23 protein-coding genes, 1 tRNA gene and 1 pseudogene are annotated in these 22,847 nt (G+C 66.6%); 7 read left to right on the forward strand and 18 right to left on the reverse strand.

What is annotated here, in order from left to right:
* The 8 genes and pseudogenes from AC04MI_RS14615 to AC04MI_RS14650 all read right to left on the reverse strand — a co-directional run.
* The coding region (locus AC04MI_RS14615; protein ID WP_476498049.1) for a P1 family peptidase at window positions 1–980 on the reverse strand (980 nt) is incomplete at its 3' end.
* A gap of 77 nt (window positions 981–1,057) precedes the next feature.
* Window positions 1,058–1,429: a copper-binding protein gene (locus AC04MI_RS14620; RefSeq protein ID WP_436077021.1), complete on the reverse strand. Its 372-nt coding sequence runs from the start codon at window positions 1,427–1,429 to the stop codon at window positions 1,058–1,060.
* Window positions 1,426–1,974 carry a DUF411 domain-containing protein gene (locus tag AC04MI_RS14625; RefSeq protein ID WP_233250591.1) on the reverse strand — a complete coding sequence of 183 codons (549 nt, stop codon included), beginning with the start codon at window positions 1,972–1,974 and terminating at the stop codon, window positions 1,426–1,428. The genes AC04MI_RS14620 and AC04MI_RS14625 overlap by 4 nt, the downstream gene beginning before the upstream one ends.
* A 16-nt stretch (window positions 1,975–1,990) precedes the next feature.
* Window positions 1,991–2,497 carry a cupredoxin domain-containing protein gene (locus AC04MI_RS14630; RefSeq protein WP_043566642.1) on the reverse strand — a complete coding sequence of 169 codons (507 nt, stop codon included), beginning with the start codon at window positions 2,495–2,497 and terminating at the stop codon, window positions 1,991–1,993.
* 14 nt (window positions 2,498–2,511) lie between these two features.
* Window positions 2,512–3,894 (reverse strand): annotated as a pseudogene (locus tag AC04MI_RS14635) (multicopper oxidase family protein).
* A gap of 1 nt (window position 3,895) precedes the next feature.
* Window positions 3,896–5,323: a TolC family protein gene (locus tag AC04MI_RS14640; protein ID WP_476498050.1), complete on the reverse strand. Its 1,428-nt coding sequence runs from the start codon at window positions 5,321–5,323 to the stop codon at window positions 3,896–3,898.
* Window positions 5,320–5,790, reverse strand: a complete 471-nt coding sequence (locus AC04MI_RS14645) for a hypothetical protein (protein WP_476498051.1) — start codon at window positions 5,788–5,790, stop codon at window positions 5,320–5,322. Before AC04MI_RS14645 ends, AC04MI_RS14640 begins: the two co-directional genes overlap by 4 nt.
* Window positions 5,791–5,894: 104 nt before the next feature.
* Window positions 5,895–6,410 carry a hypothetical protein gene (locus tag AC04MI_RS14650; protein ID WP_436077024.1) on the reverse strand — a complete coding sequence of 172 codons (516 nt, stop codon included), beginning with the start codon at window positions 6,408–6,410 and terminating at the stop codon, window positions 5,895–5,897.
* A gap of 195 nt (window positions 6,411–6,605) precedes the next feature.
* Between AC04MI_RS14650 and AC04MI_RS14655 the strand changes: the two genes are divergently transcribed.
* Entirely contained in the window at window positions 6,606–10,163 is a 3,558-nt protein-coding gene (locus AC04MI_RS14655; protein WP_436074940.1) for a bifunctional diguanylate cyclase/phosphodiesterase, read from the forward strand.
* A 43-nt stretch (window positions 10,164–10,206) separates the two neighbouring features.
* Here AC04MI_RS14655 and AC04MI_RS14660 read toward each other — a convergent pair whose 3' ends face one another.
* The 3 genes from AC04MI_RS14660 to AC04MI_RS14670 all read right to left on the reverse strand — a co-directional run bounded on the left by AC04MI_RS14660 (window position 10,207) and on the right by AC04MI_RS14670 (window position 12,586).
* Window positions 10,207–10,845: a YitT family protein gene (locus AC04MI_RS14660; RefSeq protein WP_056746596.1), complete on the reverse strand. Its 639-nt coding sequence runs from the start codon at window positions 10,843–10,845 to the stop codon at window positions 10,207–10,209.
* Between the two features lie 184 nt (window positions 10,846–11,029).
* Entirely contained in the window at window positions 11,030–11,911 is an 882-nt protein-coding gene (locus AC04MI_RS14665) for a DUF3703 domain-containing protein (RefSeq protein ID WP_436077026.1), read from the reverse strand.
* A 3-nt stretch (window positions 11,912–11,914) separates the two neighbouring features.
* A complete protein-coding gene (locus AC04MI_RS14670) occupies window positions 11,915–12,586 on the reverse strand; it encodes a cation efflux transmembrane domain-containing protein (protein ID WP_436077027.1) in 672 nt (223 codons plus the stop codon).
* A 73-nt stretch (window positions 12,587–12,659) separates the two neighbouring features.
* Here AC04MI_RS14670 and AC04MI_RS14675 point away from each other — a divergent pair, with 73 nt between their 5' ends.
* The 4 genes from AC04MI_RS14675 (at window position 12,660) to AC04MI_RS14690 (ending at window position 15,834) form a co-directional block, all read left to right on the forward strand.
* Window positions 12,660–13,124 (forward strand): Cd(II)/Pb(II)-responsive transcriptional regulator, encoded by a 465-nt coding sequence (locus AC04MI_RS14675; RefSeq protein ID WP_436077028.1) that lies wholly within the window; start codon window positions 12,660–12,662, stop codon window positions 13,122–13,124.
* Window positions 13,125–13,281: 157 nt separating this feature from the next.
* Entirely contained in the window at window positions 13,282–14,082 is an 801-nt protein-coding gene (locus AC04MI_RS14680) for an MlaE family ABC transporter permease (protein WP_015014693.1), read from the forward strand.
* Between the two features lie 40 nt (window positions 14,083–14,122).
* A complete protein-coding gene (locus AC04MI_RS14685; protein ID WP_436077029.1) occupies window positions 14,123–15,148 on the forward strand; it encodes an MlaD family protein in 1,026 nt (341 codons plus the stop codon).
* Window positions 15,145–15,834: a hypothetical protein gene (locus tag AC04MI_RS14690; protein WP_436077030.1), complete on the forward strand. Its 690-nt coding sequence runs from the start codon at window positions 15,145–15,147 to the stop codon at window positions 15,832–15,834. The genes AC04MI_RS14685 and AC04MI_RS14690 overlap by 4 nt, the downstream gene beginning before the upstream one ends.
* 138 nt (window positions 15,835–15,972) lie before the next feature.
* Here AC04MI_RS14690 and AC04MI_RS14695 read toward each other — a convergent pair whose 3' ends face one another.
* The 6 genes from AC04MI_RS14695 to AC04MI_RS14720 form a co-directional block, all read right to left on the reverse strand.
* Complete coding sequence (locus AC04MI_RS14695) at window positions 15,973–16,350, reverse strand: hypothetical protein (protein ID WP_082522467.1); 378 nt, start codon at window positions 16,348–16,350, stop codon at window positions 15,973–15,975.
* Between the two features lie 147 nt (window positions 16,351–16,497).
* Window positions 16,498–16,683: a hypothetical protein gene (locus AC04MI_RS14700; protein WP_056064060.1), complete on the reverse strand. Its 186-nt coding sequence runs from the start codon at window positions 16,681–16,683 to the stop codon at window positions 16,498–16,500.
* 397 nt (window positions 16,684–17,080) lie between these two features.
* Complete coding sequence (locus AC04MI_RS14705; RefSeq protein ID WP_436077031.1) at window positions 17,081–17,335, reverse strand: hypothetical protein; 255 nt, start codon at window positions 17,333–17,335, stop codon at window positions 17,081–17,083.
* 138 nt (window positions 17,336–17,473) lie between these two features.
* Window positions 17,474–17,563: transfer RNA gene (locus tag AC04MI_RS14710), tRNA-Ser, on the reverse strand.
* A gap of 85 nt (window positions 17,564–17,648) precedes the next feature.
* The gene (locus AC04MI_RS14715; protein ID WP_056064052.1) at window positions 17,649–18,566 is read right to left on the reverse strand and encodes an SPFH domain-containing protein; all 918 of its coding nucleotides are present in this window, start codon (window positions 18,564–18,566) and stop codon (window positions 17,649–17,651) included.
* Window positions 18,567–18,606: 40 nt separating this feature from the next.
* The gene (locus AC04MI_RS14720) at window positions 18,607–19,032 is read right to left on the reverse strand and encodes an NfeD family protein (protein WP_099730573.1); all 426 of its coding nucleotides are present in this window, start codon (window positions 19,030–19,032) and stop codon (window positions 18,607–18,609) included.
* Window positions 19,033–19,178: 146 nt separating this feature from the next.
* Here AC04MI_RS14720 and AC04MI_RS14725 point away from each other — a divergent pair, with 146 nt between their 5' ends.
* Together AC04MI_RS14725 and AC04MI_RS14730 are read left to right on the forward strand one after the other, a co-directional pair.
* Window positions 19,179–21,545: an arginine/lysine/ornithine decarboxylase gene (locus AC04MI_RS14725; protein WP_056064046.1), complete on the forward strand. Its 2,367-nt coding sequence runs from the start codon at window positions 19,179–19,181 to the stop codon at window positions 21,543–21,545.
* Window positions 21,546–21,725: 180 nt separating this feature from the next.
* Entirely contained in the window at window positions 21,726–22,286 is a 561-nt protein-coding gene (locus tag AC04MI_RS14730) for a fasciclin domain-containing protein (RefSeq protein WP_436077032.1), read from the forward strand.
* Between the two features lie 88 nt (window positions 22,287–22,374).
* Here AC04MI_RS14730 and AC04MI_RS14735 read toward each other — a convergent pair.
* Window positions 22,375–22,847 (reverse strand): DNA ligase (locus AC04MI_RS14735; protein ID WP_476498052.1); only part of this gene is annotated, 473 nt, incomplete at its 5' end.

Genomic DNA, 22,847 nt, shown 5'->3' on the forward strand with positions numbered 1-22,847 from the left:
GACAGCCCCTCGGCGGTAGTGATGGCGCGCGCAGCCCGTGCTGCCCGCGCCGTGGCGATGGCTGTGGCCTCGGCCGCCATGGTGGCCAGCACCATCATGCCCGGGCTCCTGCCGCTGCGGCCCGTGCCCAGGCTGAACAGGGTGTCGCCGTCCGACATGGTGTGCACGGGGTTGATGCTGCGTGCCAGCCCGTCGTGCGCGGCCACGGCCAGGCGGTGGGCCTGCACCTTTGAGATGACCGCGTCAGTGGCGACCACACCGATGGTGGTGTTGGTGCCCGCCAGCAGGGGCTGGGGCGGGTCGCCGCGCAGCAGGGCGCGGCGCGTGTCGCGCAACCGCAGGCCGTCGTCGGTCCGGGCCCCGGCAATCACTTGCGCGGTGTCGGGGTCGATCACGTCGCCCAGCGCATTGCAGGCGATGAGGGCACCTACCGTGACGCCGTCCACGGTGACGGAGGCGGTACCGATGCCACCCTTCATCGCACGCTGAATGCCGAAGATCTTGCCCAGCGCCGCACCGGTGCCCGCGCCCACGTTACCTTCGGCCGGGTCTGCGGTGGAGGCGGCCTCGCACGCCGCGTAGCCTGCCGCGGCATCGGGGCGCACGCGCATGTCGCCCACCAGCAGGTCGAACAGCACGGCGGCGGGCACGATGGGCAGGCGGCCCACGGCCACGTCGAAACCCACGCCGCGCTCTTCCAGCCAGCGCACGGCGCCGGTGGCGGCATCCAGCCCCCAGGCGCTGCCGCCCGCGAGCATGATGGCGTGCACCTTGTCCACCAGGTTGGAGGGGTGGAGCAAATCCGTCTCGCGCGTACCGGGTGCGGCACCGCGCACATCCACCCCGGCCACAGCGCCCTCGCGGGTGATGATGACGGTGCAGCCCGTGGGGCGGCGGGTTTCGGTGAAGTGGCCGACCTCGATGCCGGCCACGCGGGTGATGCTGCCAGCGTCGCCAGCCATTGCGTGTGGAGAACTCATGGCTGGTGATTATGGTGCCCTGGGGCCGGGCGACAGTTGCGCAGCATCAGGGCCCTGGCGCTGCACGTGGAGTCGCGTCAGGGCGCTTTCTCGATCCGTTGGACGTGGTAGGCACCGCTGACCTGTTCGGCCCGAAAGCGCACCTTGTCGCCGGGTTTCAGGTCGCCCACCACGCCGGCGTCCGCCACGCGGAACACCATGGTCATGGGCGGCATCTCCAGGTTCTTGATCTCGCCGTGTTTGAGGGTCAGGCGCAGGGTGCGCGGGTCCCAGCGGGTGATTTCGCCTTCGCTCAGATCCGCCGGTGGCGCGGACGGTGCGGTGGCGGCGGGGTGGTGGCTGCTGTGGCTGTCTGCGGCAGCCCCTGCAGGCGCCTGCGCCAGGGCGGGCCCTGCAACCAGGACAAACAGGGCGGCAGCCAGCGGGATGGAGAAGAGGTGCTGGGTCATGTGGATGCCTTTTTGTTGTAGCTGTTGAAGATGCGCGTGCTGCCGTCGTGGGCCACCAGCAGCACGTCGTACGGGTCGCGCCGGTCGCCATACACGGCGCCGTCCATGCCTGGCGATCCCACGGGCATGCCCGGCACGGCCAGGCCCAGGGCCTTGGGCTTTTGCTGCAGCAGCTTGCGCACATCGCTGGCGGGCACGTGGCCTTCCACCAGGTAGCCGCCCACCAGCGCGGTGTGGCACGAACCCAGTTTTGGCGGCAGTCCCAGGCGGGCACGCACGGCGTTGTTGCCGGTGGCATGCACCTTCACGGCAAAGCCGTTGGCTTGCATGTGGTCCACCCAGTCCTGGCAGCAGCCGCAGTTGGGGTCTTTCCACACTTCCAGCGGTGTGGGCGTGTTGGTGGCGGCGCGGGACCCAACCGGCAGCAAAGCGACGGCCAACCCCGCGCCCAGCAGAGGCAGAGTGGTGGCCAGCCATTGGCGGCGGGCAGGGCTGGGGAGCGCGGTCATGGATGCGGATGCAGCCCGAGGGCGTTGTAGGGTCATGGTGTTTCTCCTGGCGTTATGGATGGCGGGGCAGCACGGTGATGGTGCCGGTCATGCCGGCCTGGTAATGGCCGGGGATGAGGCAGGCAAAGTCAAAGCTGCCTGCGCGGTTGAAGTGCCACACGATGTCGCCGGCCTTGCCCGCCGCCACATGGGCCATGTAAGGCTCGTCGTGTTCCATGCCCGGGTGCTTTTTCATCATCTCGGCGTGCTGGTCCAGCTCCGCCTTGGTGCCGATCACGATCTCGTGCAGCACCTGGCCTTTGTTCTGTGCGCGCAGCCGCACGGTGTCGCCCTCGCGCACTTCGATGTGGCGGGGGCTGAACCGCATGTCGTCGCCCATGCGCACGGTGATCGTGCGGCGCACCTGCTGGGCATCGCCTGCAATGCCCCAGTCTTTTTGCTCTTTGACCACGGGGGCTGTGGAGGTGCGGTGGGGCATGTTTTCATGCCCATAGGCAGCAAAAGTGCCGAATGCGCTAGTGCATATTGCCCAGGCAGCTATGAATTTAATAGTGTTCATGGTGATCGTTGGCATCAATGTTGGTGGCCGCTGGCAGCGGGCTTGCCTGCATTGGCCGCGCCTGGGGCGGTGCCTGGGGTGTCGGTGCGTGCAGGGCGTGGTGTGGCGGCCGGTGCGCCTTGCCATTCAAAGGCCTGGGTGCCGCGTGGCTGCCTGAAGTCGCCGGGGTCGGCATAGCTGCCTGCGGGTTGGTCAGCGCGCACCTTGAGCGTGGTGAACATGCCGCCCATCTCCAGCGGGCCGAAGGGGCCGGTGCCGGTCATCATCGGGAAGGTGTTGTCGGGCAGCGGCATCTCCATGGCGCCCATGTCGGCCATGCCGCGCTCGCCCATCACCATGTAGTCGGGCACGATCTTCTGGATCTTGCCGACCAGGCCCCGGTGGTCCACGCCGATCATGGTGGGCACGGCGTGCCCCATGGCGCCCATGGTGTGGTGGCTTTTGTGGCAGTGCAGGGCCCAGTCGCCGGGTTCGTCGGCGATGAACTCCACCTGCCGCATCTGGCCCACGGCCACGTCGGTGGTCACCTCCGGCCAGCGCGCGCTTTTGGGCACGGGGCCGCCGTCGGTGCCGGTCACTTCAAACTCGTGCCCATGGAGGTGGATAGGGTGGTTGGTCATGGTGAGGTTGCCCACGCGGATGCGCACGCGCTCGCCCTGACGCGCCACCAGCGGGCTGATGGCAGGGAACACGCGGCTGTTCCAGCACCAGATGTTGTGGTCCAGCATGGTGTTGACCTTGGGGGTCATGCTGCCGGGCTCCACGTCAAAGGCGTTGAGCAGAAACGCGTAGTCGCGCTGTACCTTGGCGATCTGCGGATGGCTACCCTTGGGGTGGGTGATCCACAGGCCCATCATGCCCATGGCCATCTGCACCATCTAGTCGGCTTGCGGGTGGTACATGAAGGTGCCGGGGCGCCGCGTCACAAACTCGTATACAAAGGTCTTGCCGGGCTGGATGGCGGGCTGGGTGAGGCCGCCCACGCCGTCCATGCCGTTGGGCAGGCGCTGCCCGTGCCAGTGGATGGTGGTGTGTTCAGGCAGGCGGTTGGTGACGAAGATGCGCACGCGATCGCCTTCGACCACTTCGATGGTGGGGCCGGGGCTCTGGCCGTTGTAGCCCCACATGTTGACCATGAAGCCAGGCGCCACCTCACGCACCACGGGTTCGGCCACCAGGTGGAACTCCTTGACGCCTGCGTTCATGCGCCAGGGGGCGGTCCAGCCATTCAAAGTGACCACCGGGTTGTAGGGGCGGCCCGTGGGCGGGTGCCGCGGCGGCGCGGTGTCGGCGCTGGACTGTGTGGCGGGCTCGGGCAGCGCGGCCAGGGCCACGCGGCTGACGGAGGCTGCGGCCACGGCCGTGGCGGCGCCAGAAAAGAAATTGCGGCGGTTCATGTCAGTGGCCTTGTGGGGTGGAGGAGGCTGCGGCGCCGGAGGTGAGGCCCTGCAGTGCGCCGGGCGAGGTGCCCGTCAGCGCCAGTTGCAGGTCGGTCTCGGCCAGCCAGAAGTCGCGCTGCGCTTCGATGGCGTTGGCCACGGCCTGCGTGCTGTTGCGTGCTTCGGCCAGCATGTCCCACACGCTGGCCAGCATGCCGTTGTAGCGCAGCGTGGTCTCGTCGGCGATGAGCTGGCGCAGGGGCACTACTTCAGCCTGCTGCTGGCGCGCCAGGTCGAGGGCCGTGCGGTAGGTGAGCCAGGCGGCGCGCACCTCGCTGCGGGCGCGCACGGCGGTGTCTTGCAGCTGGGCGGCGCTTTGCTCCACCTCGGCCTGGGCGCGGGTGCGGGCTGCACCACCCCAGTCGAACAGGGGCAGGGGCAGCTCGATCTCCCAGCCGCGCTTGATGTCGCTGCGGCCGGTGTCGCGTTCGGTCGCGGTGTTGCGGCTGTATGCCAGCCCAATGTCACCAAACACGGCGCCCGCACGGCTCCAGCCCTGGCGCGTGGCCTGGGTGTCCAGCTGGCGGCGGGCAGCTTGCACGTCCAGCCGCTCGCGCAGCGCGGTGGCTTCGATGCCATCGGCGGGTAAGGCGGTGGTGGGCAGGGGCGGCAGCTGCTGGGCCAGCTGGTATTGGGTTTGCTGCCCCCACAGGCCCATGCGGCGGTTGAGCTGCTCACGCTCGGTGGCTGCGGCCAGGCGGGCGCGGGCACGCTGGCGGGTGGCATCGTGCAGCACGGCCTGTTCGCGGGCTTGTTGCAGGCGGCTCCAGTTGCCGACCTGCGCCATGCGGTGCGCCAGCTCGGCCCCGGCCTCGGCGGCTTCCACCATGCGGTCGTGCGTGGCGGCCACCTGCTCGGCCGCCACCGCCCGCAGCCAGGCGCGGCGGGTGTCTGCGGCCAGTTGCACCACGTCCTGCGCGGCCTGCAGCGTGGCAATCTGCAGGTGCTCGGCCTCGCGCTGGGTGCGCCAGGGCAGGGTGATGAGGTCCATCAGGCCAAAGGCCAGGGTGCGTTCGATCTCGCGTTCCTGGCTGTTGGTGAAGCGCCCCAGGGTCAGGTGCGGGTTGGGCAGCGTGATGGCCTGCACCCGCTCGGCATCGGCCACGCCCAGCGCGGCCAGCCGGGCTTGCAAGCCGGGGTTGTTGAGCAGGGCAATGCGCGCGGCGGCGTCTTGTGTCAGGGGTTGCGCGAGCCAGCCGTCGACGGACTGCTGGGCCTTTGCGCGAGCGCTCGGGTCTGTGGCGGGCAAGGCCGCCTGGGGTACACCGGCGGTACGGCCCGCAGTGAGGGCCGCGACATCACTGCGCAGGCCGTCGGGCGACACGCTGGCGCAGCCCGCCAGCAGGGTGGCGGCAGCCAGTATGGAGAGGCGATGGGCGCTGATCATGGCTTGCCCTTCTGCTCGGGGTGGTGGGCGGGGTGGGCACTCCCCGGGCTTCCGTGATGCATTTCATGGCGTGTGCCGTGCTGCTTCCCATGCGGCATGCCGTCCTGCATGCCCTGGGGATGGTGTGGCATGGAGGTAGCGGTGGAGGCTGCGGGCGTGGGAGTAGGTGCTGAGCCTTTTTGCGCCTCCCAGGCCAAGATGTCCGCATGGCCGCGCGGGAACGCGCCCACGGCCTCGTGCGTCTGGCGCCAGGCCTGGGGGGTGGGCAAGGCGTCCACCAGCGGGGGCTGCGGCGGCATGGCCGTGTACGGCAGGGGGGCCGTGGGCGCATCGGCGCGGGTAGCGTCGGATGCAGATGGGCCCTGGGCTTGCGCCAGCAAGGGCGACAACAGGGCAAGACAAGCCAATCGCATCGGCCACGATGGCCCGGGCGATGGCAAGGAGAGAAAAATGGCAGGGGCGCGCATGGCGATCTCCAGACAACGAACGAAAAAACAGTGCACTGCCGTCCGACGAACCCCGTTGTTCAGGGGCTATCAGGCTATGGCAGACGCACTTCGGGCGTCGGAGATCAGGCGATGGGTGGTTTGATGGCCAGCGCCGCAGGGGCGCTGTCAAACTGCGCAGAGGCCAGGGGCAGCAGGGCTCCGGCGGGCAGGGGGGCGGGGGTCGGCGATGCGGGCAGGCCCAGCATGGCCGAGTGGCAGATTTCGCAGGCCGAGCAACTGGCGCTGTGGTGGTCGTGGTCGTGGTCGTGGCCCGATTTGCAGCCCGCATCGGGGTTCTGGCAGGCCGCAGAGTGGCTGGCAGTGTGGTCGATGCCGGGCTCGGCGGCCGGGGCGCCATGGTGGGCATGGGCGTCGGCGGGTGCCACGCCCTCCGCCTGCGCAAGGGTTGCGGAATGATCGTGGGGATGGCCCTGGTCGTGGTCGTGGACCATGCCTTCCGCCGTAGGCTGATGGGCCTCGGTATGCTGCGCGGCGCCTGCAGGCAGCAGCGGAGCCACAATGCCCGCCGCCATGGCCGTGCCCGTCAGGCCCCGAAGGACCAGCACCACCATCAGCAGGAAGAAGAAGCCGCGACGCATCCTTCAATGATACGGCGGAGCCGCTCAAGGTTCCGCAGGTAACCACTTTCTGGCGCTGCGGGCAACCCTGCGCAAATCGTGAATGCCTTTTCCGACCATGGGCAGTAACATGTGACGAAACATGTCTGCGCGTTTGTCAGCGGCTGTCGGCAGATATGTGCTCAAGCGTTCTTTCTCTTGCACAGAAAGGTCGGTATGCCCTCATGGGTCGCTGGAATGTGGAGCACCTTGTCCGCGCGGATTCGCTGGCTGGTGCTGTGGGCCACGCTGCCAGCGGTGCTGCTGGTGGTGTACCAGGCACGGGCCCACCGCACAGACGCGATTGCTGCGGCAGAAGAACGCGCGCTGCAGACCCTGCAGTCGGTGGCTGGCACCCAGCAGCGGCTGATCCAGAACACCCGCCAGTTTCTGCAGCAGCTGGCCGCCATGCCGCAGGTGCACGACCCTTCAGCGTCCCAGTGTGGGCGTTACCTGGCCGAAGTGCTGTCGCTCAATGCCACCTACGTCAACATTGGCGTGCCACGGGCGGACGGCGAGCTGCTGTGCAATGCGCGTCCGCTCAAGGCTCCTGTCAACGTCGCCAACCGCCCATATTTTCAGCAGACGATTTTGGGGCGGGACTTTGCGGTGGGCAGCTTTCAGGTGGACCGCGCCGCCCAGGTGGCCAGTGTCAACTTTGCCTACCCGGTGATACCGCCCGGCACGCAGGAGGTGGTGGCGGCCGCCGTGGCGGTGGTGTCGCTGGAGTGGTGGAGCCGGCGGCTCACCGACCTGGGGCTGCCGGACGGCGCGGTGGCCCGGGTGTCCGACCCTGAGGGGCGCGTGCTGGCGCGCTACCCGCCCGATGCCAGCGAGCTGGGGGCACCGTTTGCCGATGCCGAGTTCCGCGCCCTGGTGCTGCAAACGCCCCAGGGGCAGCGCCAGCGGTACCGCCCTGATGGCGCGCCCGAGCTGGTGGTGTTCCAGCCGCTGATCGAGGCAGGCGGCAAACCGGTGGCCACCATGAGCCTGGCCGTGCCGCTGGACAACCTGTACGCCGCGGCCAACAGCCGCATGTGGACCGAGATGGCGTTCTTGCTGGGCGGCCTGGTGCTGTCATTTGCCGTGGCGCAAGTGGGCGTGCGGCGCGGCGTGATGCGGCCCCTGAGGCGCCTGATGCACGCCACGGACGAGCTGGCCGAGGGGCGCTATGTATCGCGCGTTCCCGCCACGGGGCTGCAGGAGCTGACCGAGCTGGGCCGCCGCTTTGACCGCATGGCCCTGACGCGACAGAAAGCCGAGGCCGAACTGCGCCAGAGCGAAGAAAACCTGGCCATCACGCTGCTTTCCATCGGCGATGGCGTGATCGCCACCGATGCGCAAGGCCGCATCACCCGCATGAACGTGGTGGCCGAGCGCCTGACAGGCTGGCCGTTGGCACAGGCCATGGGCCAGCCGCTGCCCGAGGTGTTCCGCATCATCAACACCGGTACCCGCGAGCCGCAGGTGGACCCGGTGCAGCTGGTGATGGACCGGGGCCAGGTGGTGGCATTGAGCAACCACACCACCCTGCAGGCCCGGCATGGCGCCGAGTACCACATTGCCGATAGCGCCGCTCCCATTCGCAACTCCCAGGGGCAGATCGTGGGGGTGGTGCTGGTGTTCAGCGACGTGAGCGAGTCCTACCGCGTGCGCCGCAAGCTGGAGGACAACGAGGCGCGTTTTCGCACCCTCACCGCGTTGTCGTCCGACTGGTACTGGGAGCAGGACGCGCAGTTTCGCCTCACGCATGTGGAAGGCCGGGCCGATGACCGGCTGGTGCAGGAGGCCGCGCTGCACATGGGCAAGACGCGCTGGGAGCTGGCTGCACCGGGCATGAGCGACGCGCTGTGGGAAGAGCACCGCGCGCTGCTGGAGCGCCACCAGGAGTTCCGCGACTTCGAGTTCGAGCGCCGCGACCAGCAGGGCTGCTCGTACTGGGTGTCCATCAGCGGCACGCCCGTGTTTGATGAAGACGGTGTGTTTTGTGGCTATCGGGGCGTGGGCAAGGACATCTCCGCCCGCAAGCGCGACGAGAACGAGCTGCGCATTGCCGCCATTGCGTTTGAGTCGCAGGAGGGCATGATCGTCACCGGCGCGGACACCCTCATCCTGCGCACCAACCGCGCGTTCAGCCGCATCACCGGCTACAGCGCCGACGAGGTGGTGGGCCGCCGCACCAGCCTGCTGGCCTCGGGCCACCATGACAAGGCATTTTTTGATGCCATGTGGGCCAGCCTGGCCAGCACCGGCGAGTGGAAGGGCGAGCTGTGGAACCGCTGCAAGAGCGGCGAGGTGAACCTGCACTTCATGGCCATCACCGCCGTGACGGACCAGCACGGGGTGCTGACGCACTATGTCGCCACCCTCAATGACATCACCCAGAGCGCGGCTGCGGCGCGGGAGATCGAGCACCTGGCGTTCTACGACCCGCTCACCCACCTGCCCAACCGCCGCCTGATGATGGACCGCCTGCAGCAGGCGTTTGCCACCAGTGCGCGCGCTGGCCTGCAAGGGGCGCTGCTGTGCCTGGACCTGGACCACTTCAAGACCCTGAACGACACCCTGGGCCACGACATGGGCGATGTGCTGCTGCAGCAGGTGGCCCAGCGGTTGACGGCCTGTGTGCGTGAAGGTGACACCGTCGCGCGGCTGGGTGGTGACGAGTTTCTGGTGCTGCTGGAAGACCTGGGCGCCCTCGCCACCGACGCTGCCGAGCAGGCGCAGATGGTGGGCGAAAAGATTCTGGCCGCGCTCAACCAGCCCTACCAGCTCGCATCACACCATGTGCACAGCACCACCAGTGTGGGCGCCGTGCTGTTCAGCGGCCAGGCGCAGACGGTGGAAGATGTGGTCAAGCACGCCGACCTGGCCATGTATGCCGCCAAGACCGCCGGGCGCAATGGCATCCGCTTTTTTGACCCGCGCATGCAGGCCGCCGTCACTGCCCGCGCGGCGCTGGAGAATGACCTGCGCACGGCCCTGGAACAGGGCCAGTTCACACTGCACTACCAGGTGCAGGTGGGCTGCGGCAAGCATGTGGTGGGGGCCGAGGTACTGATCCGCTGGAACCACCCGGCGCGCGGCATGGTGCCGCCGTTCGAGTTCATCCCGCTGGCCGAAGAGACCGGGCTGATCCTGCCCATCGGCCTGTGGGTGCTGCAGACCGCCTGCAGCCAGCTGCGCCGCTGGCAGGACGACCCTGCCACGGCCGACCTGCAACTGGCGGTGAACGTGAGCGCGCGCCAGTTCCGCCAGGCCGACTTCATGGAGCAGGTGGTGGCCGTGCTGCGGCAGACTGGCGCGCGACCCGACCGCCTGAAGCTGGAGCTGACCGAGAGTCTGGCGCTGGACAACGTGGACGACACCATCGCCAAGATGAATGCACTGCGCGCGCTGGGCCTGCGCTTTTCGATGGATGACTTTGGCACCGGCCAGTCGTCGCTGTCGTACCTCACGCGGCTGCCGCTGGACCAGCTCAAGATCGACCAGAGCTTTGTGCGCAACATTGGCATCCAGCACACCGACGCGCTCATAGTGCAGACCATCATCGGCATGGCGCAGAGCCTGGGCATCGACGTGATTGCCGAGGGGGTGGAGACCGAGGCGCAGCGCGCGTTTCTGGAGCGCCACGGCTGCACGCTGTGGCAGGGCTACCTGTTCAGCCGCCCGGTGCCCATCGAGGTGCTGGAGCACCGGCTGCACAGTGGGCTGGGCTGGCAGGTGTCCACGTAGACGGTGTGTCTCTGCAGGGCGCTCAACCGCCCTTGGCCGGGGCCTACACCGCCATGTAGCGGCCCGGCCGGTGGTTCATGGCCAGCACCAGGTTGAGCGCCACGGCGCCCGCAATGGACCAGGCCACGCGCACGGGCTCCACCGTCCACAGGGCCAGCAGCACGATGCAGCAGTCCACCGCCATCTGCACCTTGCCTGCGCGCCAGCCGTAGCGGTCCTGCAGGTACAGCGCCGCAATGCCCACGCCGCCCAGGCTGCAGCGGTGGCGGAACAGCACCAGAAACCCCGTGCCGGTGATCAGCCCGCCCGCAATGGCGGCATACAGCGGCTGCAACTGCGCGAATTGCAGCAGTTGCGACTGCAGCTCGGTCAGCAGCGACAACAGCAGCACCGCGATGAAAGTCTTGACGGTGAAGGCCCGGCCCAGCTTGCGCAGCGCCAGCCAATAAAACGGCAGGTTGAGCACAAAGAAGATCTTGCCAAAGCCGATGCCCGTGGCGTAGTGCAGCAAAAACGCCAGCCCCGCCGTGCCACCCGTGAGCAACCCCGCGCTGGTGAAAAATGCCACCCCCACCGAGATGAGCAGCACCCCGGTGAAGATGGCCACGGCGTCTTCCGTCAGGCTGTGGGGCACGACCAGCGGGGCGGGGGCTGTGGGGGCGGCAGGGGAGCGGGATGGCATGGGCAAAGGGCAAAGGGATGAAGGCTGTACTCGCGGCCCCCGGGGCAGAGGGCGGCGCACAGGCATGGGATTGGACCATGCAAGCCCCATGCCGGGCTTGTCGTGCGTCAACTTCCGGGTGCCAGCTTGCCATCGCGCCGGTCAACCGCTTACTCCTGATTTGATAGCTGCCAGCGCATATGATTCAGGCGCCAGCATCGGTTTTTGGCTGAAATTGGGTGGCCGATAGGCTGGCAGCCGCCAACGCCCCGTCGATCAGCTGCGTGATGTGCGGCTGCGGCGCCATGGGCGCCAGCGCACTGACCTGCGCCCGGCCCGTGTTGCCGATGGGCAGCCGCGCCAGCGCGTGGCCCAGGGGCACCAGTGCCAGCCGCAGTACCTGTCCGCCGGCCTCGCGCAGGTCGCGCAACTGCAGGGCGTAGCGCAGCATGGCCCTGTGTGACCGCCAATGCAGGGACAGCGTGGTCTGCCCCAGCACGTGCGCGGCCTCCAGCCATTGCCAGCGGGTGGCAGGCGGTGCGTCGGCATCGCGCGCAAACGCTGCCAGCAGGTGGTCGAATGCGCGCTCCCTCTGCAAGGGGTCAGCCCTGGGTGCTGCTGTGTGGCGCGCCGCCAGCTGGCGCCAGCGCCGTTGTCGGTGCCGGTAGAACACCTGGGCAAACGCCGCGCTCAGGGGCGTCATCAGCCAGGGCAGCTGGCGCGCGACCACGTCGATGTCGTCGGTATAGAGCGTGCGGCCGCCCCGCAGCGGCTGCAGCGTGATGCGGTGGTCCCAGCGCCGCATCAGCGTGCCCTCGCCGTTGTCGCGCAGCGTGGGCCAGGCACCGGCCTGGGCAGATGGCTCGATGGAGATGCGCACGGTTTGCGAGCCCATGGGCAGCAGCCCCAGCAGCCGCATCTGCAACGGCAGATCACCGGGAGACCAGTGGGTGGGCCAGGGCGCGCCGCCAGGGCGCTTGAACCGCACCAGAGGCGCCGTGATGTGGCGGAACACTGATGTGCTTTGCAGTTGCGCAGCCACCCATTCGGGCGGTGCGTTGAGCGGAGTGGACAGGCGTACGCGCATGGATCAGTGCCCGTGTGCTGCGGGGGCGGCGGCGGTGCTGGCCAGCTCCTGCCGCGCGTGGCGGATCACGCTCCAGCCGCCGCTGATGGCCAGGCCCGCCATGACGGCCGCCACCGCCAGGTCGGGCCAGGCCGTGCCCGTGCCCAGCACCCCCAGCGCGGCCGCCATCACGGCCAGGTTGCCCAGCGCGTCGTTGCGGGTGCACAGCCACACGCCGCGCATGTTGGCGTCACCTTCGCGCCAGGCGTAGAGCAGGGCGGCCACACCCAGGTTGGCCGCCAGCGCCAGCAGGCCCACGCCACCCATGGTGAAGGGCTCGGGCGGAACCCCTTGCCACACCCCCCAGGCCACCCGGCCGATCACGAACACGCCAAACGCCAGCATGCTGGCGCCTTTGAGCAGGGCGGCGCGTGCGCGCCAGGTCAGCGCCATGGCCAGCACCCACAGCGACAGGCCATAGTTGGCCGCATCGCCCAGAAAGTCGATGGCGTCGGCCAGCAGCGACGCCGAGCCCGAGTGGGTGCCCGCGCCCAGTTCCACCACAAACATGGCGGCGTTGACGACGAGCGCAATCCACAGGATGCGGCGGTAGCGCGGGTCTGCGCTGACGGGGGCATCGTGGCTGTGGCCGGGGGCGCTGTGGTCGTGGTGGCCTTGATGGCAATGGGCGGACATGGTGTTTTCTCCTGGCGGTTTTGGAAAGCGATGGCATCATTGGAAACCTTGAAGTCACTTGAAGGTCAAGCCCATGGATCCCCAGGCTGCACAGTTCCGCATTGGCGAGGCCGCCCAGCAGTCCGGCGTGTCGGCCGCCAATATCCGGTACTACGAAAAAGAGGGGCTGCTGCCGCCCGGTGCGCGCGGCGACAACAGCTACCGCCTTTACAGCAGCGCCGACGTGCACCAGCTGCGGTTTATCCGCCTGTGCCGCGCCATGGACATGTCGCTGGACGAGGTCAGGACCTTGCTGGCGCTGGACTGGGACAGCAAGACGGACTGCCATGCCGCTTGCGACACGCTGGATGCACACCTGGTGCATGTGCGCACCCGCCTGGCCGAGCTGCAGGCGCTGGAGGCCGACCTGCAGGCGCTGCGCAGCCGTTGCGATGGCGCGGACGCCACCTGCCACATCATCGAAGCACTGCATGCGCGGGCTGACGCGCAGCCCGTGGGCGTCAACGCCCCTCCCGGCCAGGGCAAGCGCCATGTGTGAGCAGCTGTTGTACGGCGTGGCTGCGTGTGTGCTATTTGCTATTTAATTGATAGCTGCTTGGGCATATGTTTGTAGCGCTACCGCCCGAAAATGGCCCAAATATCTCCAGAAGCCTGTCATGGGCTGCCCTGGCGCATGCCCCCGCTATGATCCGCCCATGATCTCGCGCCTTCCCGGCCTCTCCCTGCCCGAACGTGTGTGGAACACGGCGCGGCGCTGGGCGGTGGCCTGGTGGCGCATCCTGTATCTGGGCGCGGTGGTGCTGGTGCTGGTGTTGTCGCCGTCCAGCTACGGCAAGGGCACCCGCCGCGCGCTGGCCCGGCACCTGTATCTGGACACGGCGCCCGTGCTGTTGGGCTTCACGGTGCTGGCGGCGCTCATCAGCCTGGTGCTCACGCGCATTGTGGTGGTCACGGCGCTCAGCTACGGGCTGTCGCGCTATGCGCTGGAGATGGTGATCCGCGTGCTGGTGCTGGAGCTCATCCCGCTCACAGCCGCCTTGTTTGTGGCCATGCGCTGCACCATTCCCAACGGCTCGCAACTGGCGCACCTGCGGCTCACGGGCCGGTTCGAGGCGCTGCGCCGCCAGGGCTCTGACCCGGTGCGCATCGAACTGCTGCCCCGCGTGATTGCCGGGGTGTTTGCCTGCGTCACGCTGGCTGCGCTCAGTTGCGTGGTGGCGCTGGTGCTGGCGTACCTGGGGGTGTACGGCTTCAACATGGCGGGGCTGCCGAGCTATACGCGCATGTTCGGCCAGGTGTTTTCGCCCAGCGTGACCATGGTGTTTGTGCTCAAGACCCTGTTCTTCAGCCTGGCCGTGGCGCTGATCCCCATGGCTGCCGGGCTGTATGACAGCGGCGAACGCACCCAGCCCGACTCGGAACTGGGCGGCCTGGCCCGCATGTTTGCGGTGCTGCTGCTGATCGAGGTGGCCTCGCTCATGGGCAACTACTACTGACGGGCTGCGCCAGATGCACCCACCCGCATAACCGCACGACATGAACGACCATCCTTCCAAGCCGTCGCAAGGCCCCGCTGCACCTCCCGCCGGGGCTGACATTCCCCCGGTCGAGACCCTGCGCCCGGTGGCCTATCTGGAACTCAAGGCTGCAGCGCTGCTGCTGTTCACCTTGGCCCTCATCGTGGGATCGGGCCTGTACCTGCTGTATGCGCGGGGCGCTTTCGAGCCCACACAGACGCTGGTGCTGACGGCCGATGACTCCGAAGGCGTGGTGGTGGGCATGGACATGACCTTCTCGGGCTTTCCCATTGGCCGCGTGCGGCGCATCGAGCTGGCCGAATCGGGCAACGCCCGCATCCTGGTGGACGTGCCCCGCAAGGACGCACACTGGCTGCGCGAGTCCAGTGTGTTCACGCTGGTGCGCGGCCTGGTGGGGGGCACCAACATCCGGGCGTACTCCGGCATCCTGACCGACCCCGCGCTGCCCGATGGCGCCGTGCGACCCGTGTTGCGCGGGGATGCCACGGCGGAGATCCCGCAGCTCATGGCCACCGCGCGCGAGCTGCTGACCAACCTGAACGCCCTGACGTCGCCCGACGCCGCGCTGGGCAACACCCTGACCAACGTCAAGGCCCTCACGGAGCGCCTGAACGGGCCGGGCGGCGCCCTGGGCGTGCTGATGGGCAACGAAGCCGATGCGAAGAAGATTGTCGCCACGCTGGAGCGCACCAACGCGCTGCTGGCGCGCTTGGACGGCATGGCCGCCCGCGCTGACAAACAGGTGTTTGGCAGCGAGGGCAACAAGGACGCGCTGGTGCCTGAGGTGCGCGCCACCGTGGCCCAGCTCAATGGTTTGTTGTCCGACACCCGCACCAGCCTCAAGAAGGTGGATGCCGTGCTGGTGGAGGCCCAGGCCATTGGCGCCAATGCCCGCGAAGCCACGACGGACCTGGGCGCGTTGCGCGCCGAGGTGGAAAGCAATCTGCGCAAGGTGGAAAGCCTGGTCAACGAGATCAACCGCAAATGGCCCTTTGCACGCGACACGGAGCTGAAGCTGCCATGAACCCCTCTGCTGCACCTCGTTTGCGGGCTGCATTGCGGCTCCTGTCCATCGGCTGTGCCTTCGCATTGGCTGCGTGTTCCAGCCAACCCCCGGTGCCTGACTGGCAGATGAACGCCCAGGGTGCGTCCCAGAAGGCCATCGAGGCCTATCTGTCCGGCAACGCGCGCGTGGAGAAGCTCGAATGGGACCGGGCCCGCGCCGAAGTGGCGCGCACGGGGCGCCCCGATCTGCTGGCGCGCCTGGAGCTGATGCGCTGCGCGGCCCAGGTGGCGAGTCTGGTCACCGAACCGTGCGAGCGTTTTGAGGCCTTGCGCGCCGACGCCGCTGCGCCCGAGCAGGCCTACGCCGACTATCTGGCGGGCCGCGTGCAGGCCGGCCAGGTGGCCCTATTGCCACCGGCGCAGCGTGCGGTCGCCACGGCAGGCAACGCTGCCACCTTGGCAGGCATTGCCGACCCCCTTTCGCGCTTGGTGGCGGCGGGCGTGTTGTTGCAGACGGGGCACGCCAGCCCGGCAGTCATCGCCACAGCCACCGATACCGCGTCGGCACAGGGCTGGCGCAGGCCGCTGATGGCATGGTTGCTGCTGGAGGTGCAAAGGGCAGAGGCTGCCGGGGATACTGCGGCAGCCGAAGCATTGCGCCGTCGCGTGAGGGTGGTGGAGCAGTCGGGGTTTACGTCTCGATAGCGTTGGCCGCCACGCTAGGGAGGAGGCAGGTAACGAGCCGTGGCGCGGGCAAAAAAGCTGCCCGAGTTGCTTCAGCAACCGCCACTCAAGCCATTGACCAGGCCGCCAGAAGCCGCATTGCCGCTACTGGTGGCTTCGTCAGCGCAGGCGAGCCTGCAACTGGGTCTCGATGTCGTCTCGCTCCATGGCGAACTGCTGGGGGCTGATCTCGTTGGACTCCAGCTTGCGGGCCACAGACAGCAGCAGCACCGTGTTTTCGAGACGTGTGTCTTGTTGCAGGGAGGGGGGCAGGGCGGTCAGGCGGTCAAAGCTTTGCTTGTACAGCTCGCTCCAGCTCATGGCCCCTGCCTGGGCCTGGGCCCTGGCACCGTCGTACCAGCGCGAGAACTCGTCCAAGGCGTTGTCGCGGGGGCTGGAACAGCCCGCCACAGCGGCCAGCAACACCATCGAACCCCAGAATTTCGGGGAGTGAATCAAGAAAAAACGGTTTGCAGAGATGCGAAAACGTGTGGTCACGATCGTCCTCCATTCCAGAATGCCACCGAAAAGTCCCGGTGTGCAGCACAGAATGGTACTCCGATGCTATGCTTTTTACTACTGTGTTGCTGTTTGGACCCACACGCGCTGCAGCGCAGCGCCAGCCACTTCTGCACGCATCACAACTCAGTGGTCCAGAAAGCTGGTGGACAAAATCTGGTCGAGCCCGGTAAGCCCGTGCGACATCGAATCCACAGACTGCACGGCCACGTCCGGCATCAGCAATGAAACCGCCGCCAGCACTGCCAGCACCACGGTTCCGATGAACGCTATCAACGCGCGCGCTCCCGGCGGTAAGGAATGGCGTTTCATGGTGAAGTCCTTTTGAGAAAAGGGGTGGGGGCCGCAATGACCTCCCGGTGCAACCTCAATGGCTGCTGGCTAGGATTTCAGCAAAGTGCCGCAGTTCCGCGTGTAAGACAAGTGCCATAACAGGGCTCCATGGGCAACTGTTACGGCCTGTTGCCTTTACAAACCTGCCAGAAACGTTCCGCGCCCTGCAAGCGTCCGGAGGTGCGGTTCAGGGCCTTGAGTGGGAGGCGGATGGAGTGCCGAGCGGACGGACTGCAGAGGGCTCCTGTGGAGCCGTCCAGCGGTCATCGCGGCATGAATAGATCAGGGCGCGGGCGTCTGAATCCAAGCGGTGATCTGGGCAATGGCCTCCTGCTCGATGCCAATGAAGCCGGGCCAATGTTGGCCAGCACACTTATCACCGATGGGGGTTAGCGACGCCATGGACCACCATGAGTTTTTTGACCTGCGCCCGCGCCAGCCCTCTCAGAATGGCGGGCGTATCGCGGGCCTGGCAGTGTTTGCAGCCGTCCCTGGCATGGTGGTAGACCAGCACCGGGACCTGTATGGCCTGCAGGTCCAGTGTGGGCACTGCACCCGGTGTGCTCCTGCGCACCACGCTGGAGGTCAGCCCCAGCCCCGCAATCGCAGGGTCGTTGACATGAATGGCCATGGCTGTCGCAGACACTGTCATGCGCCGAGCGGGGCGCACAGTCGTTGATGTTCAGCCCAAAGCGCCGGGGTCCTGTGTGCAAGAAGCCAGCCCCCACAACAAAAAACCCAGGTGACCGGAATCACCTGGGTTGGTATGTGGCGGAGAGGGCGGGATTCGAACCCGCGGTGGGGATTAGCCCACACACGCTTTCCAGGCGTGCGACTTAAACCGCTCATCCACCTCTCCGAAGCCCTCGATTATAGCCACAGGATTGGGTGCATTCCGGTCGCTGATCGGTATCGCCTGAAAATTTCAGTGGGCCGACACCTTGTCAGCCTGCCTTTTGGGATGTCTGCACCATCTTCATTGCCGAGCCGATCAGCGCCGACACCTCGGTCATGTTGCTGGGCACGATGAGGGTGGTGGTGGCGTCCGACGCGACTTGGCTGTAGGCATCCACGGCTTTTTCAGCCACCTTGAGCTGCACGGCCTGCTCGCCACCGGGCTGGCGGATGGCTGCGGCCACGCGTTCGATAGCCTGGGCGTTGGCTTCGGCCACGGCCTTGATGGATTCGGCCTCGCCCTGGGCCTTGTTGATGACGGCCTGTTTTTCGCCCTCGGAGCGGGCGATGAAGGCCTCACGCTCGCCGGTGGCGATGTTGATCTGCTCCTGGCGGCGGCCTTCTGAGGCGGCGATCAGTGCGCGCTTCTCCCGCTCCGCTGTGATCTGGGCCTGCATGGCGTGCAGGATTTCCTTGGGCGGGGTCAGGTCCTTGATTTCATAACGCAGCACCTTCACACCCCAGTTCAGGGCGGCTTCGTCGATGGCCTGCACCACCTGCGCGTTGATGATGTCGCGCTCTTCGAAGGTCTTGTCGAGTTCGAGCTTACCGATGACCGAGCGCAGCGAGGTCTGCGCCAGCTGGGTCACGGCCATGATGTAGTTGCTCGACCCATAGCTGGCGCGCATGGGGTCGGTGACCTGAAAGTACAGGATGCCGTCCACCTGCAGCTGCGTGTTGTCGCGCGTGATACAGACCTGGCTGGGCACATCGAGCGGAATTTCCTTCAGGCTGTGTTTGTAGGCGACCTTGTCCACAAAGGGGATCAGAAAGTTCAGCCCGGGGGTCAGCGTGCCCGCATATTTGCCCAGGCGTTCCTTGACCCAGGCGTTTTGCTGGGGCACGACCTTGACCGAGCGGGCGATGAAGATCACGGCAATGATCAGGATGACGATGGCAATTTCCATGGGAAACCTTTCTTGGGTATCGACTGGGAGTCTTCGGTGTTTACAGCGGGTCCACCAGCAGGCGGTTGCCCACCAGCTCGGCGACGCGATGCATGCCAGTAGACGGGGTGACGCCGGGGCGGTGCATGGCCGTCCATTGGGCGCCCCGGTACTTCACGGTGGTGGTGCCGTCGGGGCTCCAGCTTTCGATGAGGATGGTTTCGCCTACGTCCATGTTCACGCTGCGGTCCGCACGTGCAGACGGATCGCCGGGGCGCTTTCTCCGCAGCAGGTAGCAGGCCACGACGGCCCCGCCGCCCACAATGGCGGCCGACACCATCTGCATTGCGGACGCCAGGCCCAGGTGGGCGGCCAGGGCGGCGGCTACCAGCCCCAGGGCCACCATCAGCAAATAGAACGTGCCGGTGAGCAGTTCTGCCACGACCACGGCCCCTGCTGCCAGCCACCAGATGGTGGATGCCTCCATGTAGAACCTCCTTGTGTGGTTGTGTTTAGTGCACCACATTCTGGGTCAAAAGGATGGCAGTTCAAAGGCGCGTCAACGTTATTCCTTACACTTCGCGCCTATTTCGTTTTTTGGCCGGGCAGGCCACGGCTCCTTGGAGGCTGCGCATGAAGTTTCGCTTTCCCATCATCATCATCGATGAAGACTATCGTTCCGAGAACACCTCGGGGCTTGGCATTCGTGCGCTTGCACAGGCCATTGAGGCCGAGGGCTTTGAAGTGGTCGGTGTCACCAGCTATGGCGATCTCTCGCAGTTTGCGCAGCAGCAAAGCCGCGCCAGTGCCTTCATCTTGTCCATCGACGATGAAGAATTCTCCGAGGGCGAAGGGCTGGACCCCATCGTGCTGAGCCTGCGCAACTTCATTGGCGAGGTGCGCCGCAAGAACGCCGAAGTGCCCATTTATGTGCACGGTGAGACCAAGACCAGCCGCCACCTGCCCAACGACATCCTGCGCGAGCTGCACGGCTTTATCCACATGTTCGAGGACACCCCCGAATTCGTGGCGCGCCACATCATCCGCGAGGCCAAGAGCTACCTGGAGAGCGTGCAGCCACCCTTCTTCAAGGCGCTGCTGGACTACGCCGAAGACGGCTCGTACAGCTGGCACTGCCCCGGTCACTCCGGCGGCGTTGCCTTCCTGAAGAGCCCCGTGGGCCAGATGTACCACCAGTTCTACGGCGAAAACATGCTGCGCGCCGACGTGTGCAACGCGGTGGAAGAGCTGGGCCAGCTGCTGGACCACAACGGTGCCATTGGCGAGAGCGAGCGCAACGCCGCGCGCATCTTCAATGCCGACCACTGCTTCTTTGTGACCAACGGTACGTCCACGTCCAACAAGATGGTGTGGCACCACACTGTGGCGCCCGGGGATGTGGTGGTGGTGGACCGCAACTGCCACAAGTCCATCCTGCACAGCATCATCATGACCGGGGCCGTCCCTGTGTTCATGAAGCCCACGCGCAACCACTTCGGCATCATCGGCCCCATCCCGCAAAGCGAGTTCGAGCCCAAGGCGATCGAGGCCAAAATCAAGGCCAACCCGCTGCTCAAGGGCGTGGATGCCAAGAAGGTCAAGCCCCGCGTGCTGACGCTCACGCAGTCCACCTACGACGGCGTGCTGTACAACACCGAGACCATCAAGGGCATGCTCGACGGCTATGTGGACAACCTGCACTTTGACGAGGCCTGGCTGCCGCACGCGGCGTTCCACCCGTTCTATGGCAGCTACCACGCCATGGGCAAAAAGCGCACACGCCCCAAGCACTCGGTGACGTACGCCACACAGTCCATCCACAAGCTGCTCGCCGGTATCAGCCAGGCATCGCATGTGCTGGTGCAGGACTCGCAGACCACCAAGCTCGACCGCCACCTGTTCAACGAGGCGTACCTGATGCACACCAGCACCAGCCCTCAGTACAGCATCATCGCCAGCTGCGATGTGGCCGCTGCGATGATGGAGCCACCTGGCGGCACCGCGCTGGTGGAAGAAAGCATTCTGGAGGCACTCGACTTTCGCCGCGCCATGCGCCAGGTGGAAGAAGAGTTCGGCAAGAACGATTGGTGGTTCAAGGTCTGGGGCCCTGAAAAGCTCACCGACGAGGGCATTGGCCGCGCAGAAGACTGGATCATCCGCAGCGACAGCAAGAGCAAGAAGGGCAGCAAGTGGCACGGCTTCGGCCAGCTGGCTGACGGCTTCAATATGCTGGACCCGATCAAGTCCACCATCGTCACGCCGGGCCTGAGCCTGGACGGCAAGTTCGACAAGACCGGCATCCCCGCGTCCATCGTGACCAAGTACCTCGCCGAGCACGGTGTGGTGGTGGAGAAGACGGGCCTGTACAGCTTCTTCATCATGTTCACCATCGGCATCACCAAGGGCCGCTGGAACACGCTGCTGACGGCGCTGCAGCAGTTCAAGGACGACTATGAGAAGAACCAGCCCATGTGGCGCATCCTTCCCGAGTTCTGCCAGCAGCACAAGCGCTACGAACGCATGGGTCTCAAGGACCTGTGCCAGCACGTGCACGAGATGTACGCCAAGTACGACATCGCGCGCCTGACCACCGAGATGTACCTGTCGGACCTCACGCCCGCCATGAAGCCCTCGGATGCGTACGCGCACATTGCGCACCGCACCACCGAGCGCGTGGAGATCGACCACCTGGAAGGCCGCATCACCGTGGGCCTGGTCACACCGTACCCCCCAGGCATTCCACTGCTGATCCCGGGCGAGGTGTTCAACAAGAAGATCGTGGACTACCTCAAGTTCGCCCGCGAATTCGCCAAGCTGTGCCCGGGCTTTGAGACCGATATCCACGGCCTGGTGGAAGTGGAAGACGAGAACGGCCAGGTGCGCTACTACGCCGACTGCGTGGCAGAGCAAGGCAAGACCGGCAAGAACCCCAAGCCACTGGCGACCGCCAAGAACCTGGTGCAGGTGGGCGACGACGGCCCGTACGGGCGCAACGTGTAAGCACGTCTTCGCGCTGGTATGTGGGTGCACCAGCGTCTCGAAAATCGCTCCCCCGGCATGGCTGGCGGAGCGATTTTTTTGTGCATTTGAATCCGCTGTTGTGGTGCTGCCGTATTGACTGTCAGCCGCGTGGTTTTCATGCGGTGACGACTGTCTTCACACACCTCTCAGGAGATTCCCATGACCCTTCGATTCAACGCCCGCCTTGCCACCATCGCCCTCACCGCAGCCATGGCCGCTGCCGCAGTGCCTGCCGCGGCACAGGTCATGGTGGGCGGTGCGCCCATGCTGGCCAGCAAGGACATCATCGACAACGCCGTGAACTCCAAGGACCACACCACCCTGGTGGCGGCGGTCAAGGCGGCAGGCCTTGTTGAGACGCTGAAGGGCCCCGGTCCGTTCACGGTGTTTGCGCCCACCAATGCGGCGTTTGCCGCATTGCCCGCCGGCACGGTGGACACGCTGCTCAAGCCCGAGAGCAAGCCCACCCTGACCAAGGTGCTCACCTACCACGTGGTGGCGGGCAAGTACGACGCTGCTGCGTTGTCCAAGATGATTGCTGACGGCAAAGGCATGGCCAGCCTCAAGACGGTGGCGGGCGGTACGCTCACCGCCAAGGCCAGCGGCAATGCCGTCATGGTGACGGACGAAAAGGGCGGTACGGCGACGGTGACGATTGCCGACGTGTACCAGTCCAACGGCGTGATCCACGTGGTGGACAAGGTCCTGTTGCCGAACTGATTGCGCAACTGATGGGAGGGGCTGCCCGCCCGCTGGCATGGCCGCCGCATCGCAGGGCCGGGATCGGCCAGGGGTCGCTGTGGCCCTGTCAGCGGATCGGCGGCATGTCCTCTCGCACTCGCACAAAACTCGCGAAGCGCGGCACTCCGCTGTCGTGGGTGCCCCGAAAGCGGTAGGTCACCCAGCTGCCCACGGGCGGCGGGTGGTCGCGCTCTACATCGGTCAACCCTGCGCCCAGCCGGAACCGCTGGCCCGAAGGCATCTCCACCACCAGGGCGCCCAGCCGTCCAGCGTGGCGGCCCTGGCCGGGCAGATGGGCGACCACCTTGGCTTCGGTGTCTTCGTGGGTCTTGACCTTGATGAGGTCGTCACTGCGCCCTGCGCGGTACATCGATGCGCCCCGGTGCAGCATCAGCCCCTCGCCACCCGCGCGCACGGTGCGCAGCAGCAGCTTTTGCAGTGCGGCGTCACTCGCCACACGCTGCTGGAGCACCGCCTGCACCCATGGCTGGTCCAGCGACTCCACGAGTTGGTTCAGTGCGGGCAGGCGCTGGTCAAACG

This window comes from Acidovorax sp. LjRoot204 (genome assembly GCF_056175785.1).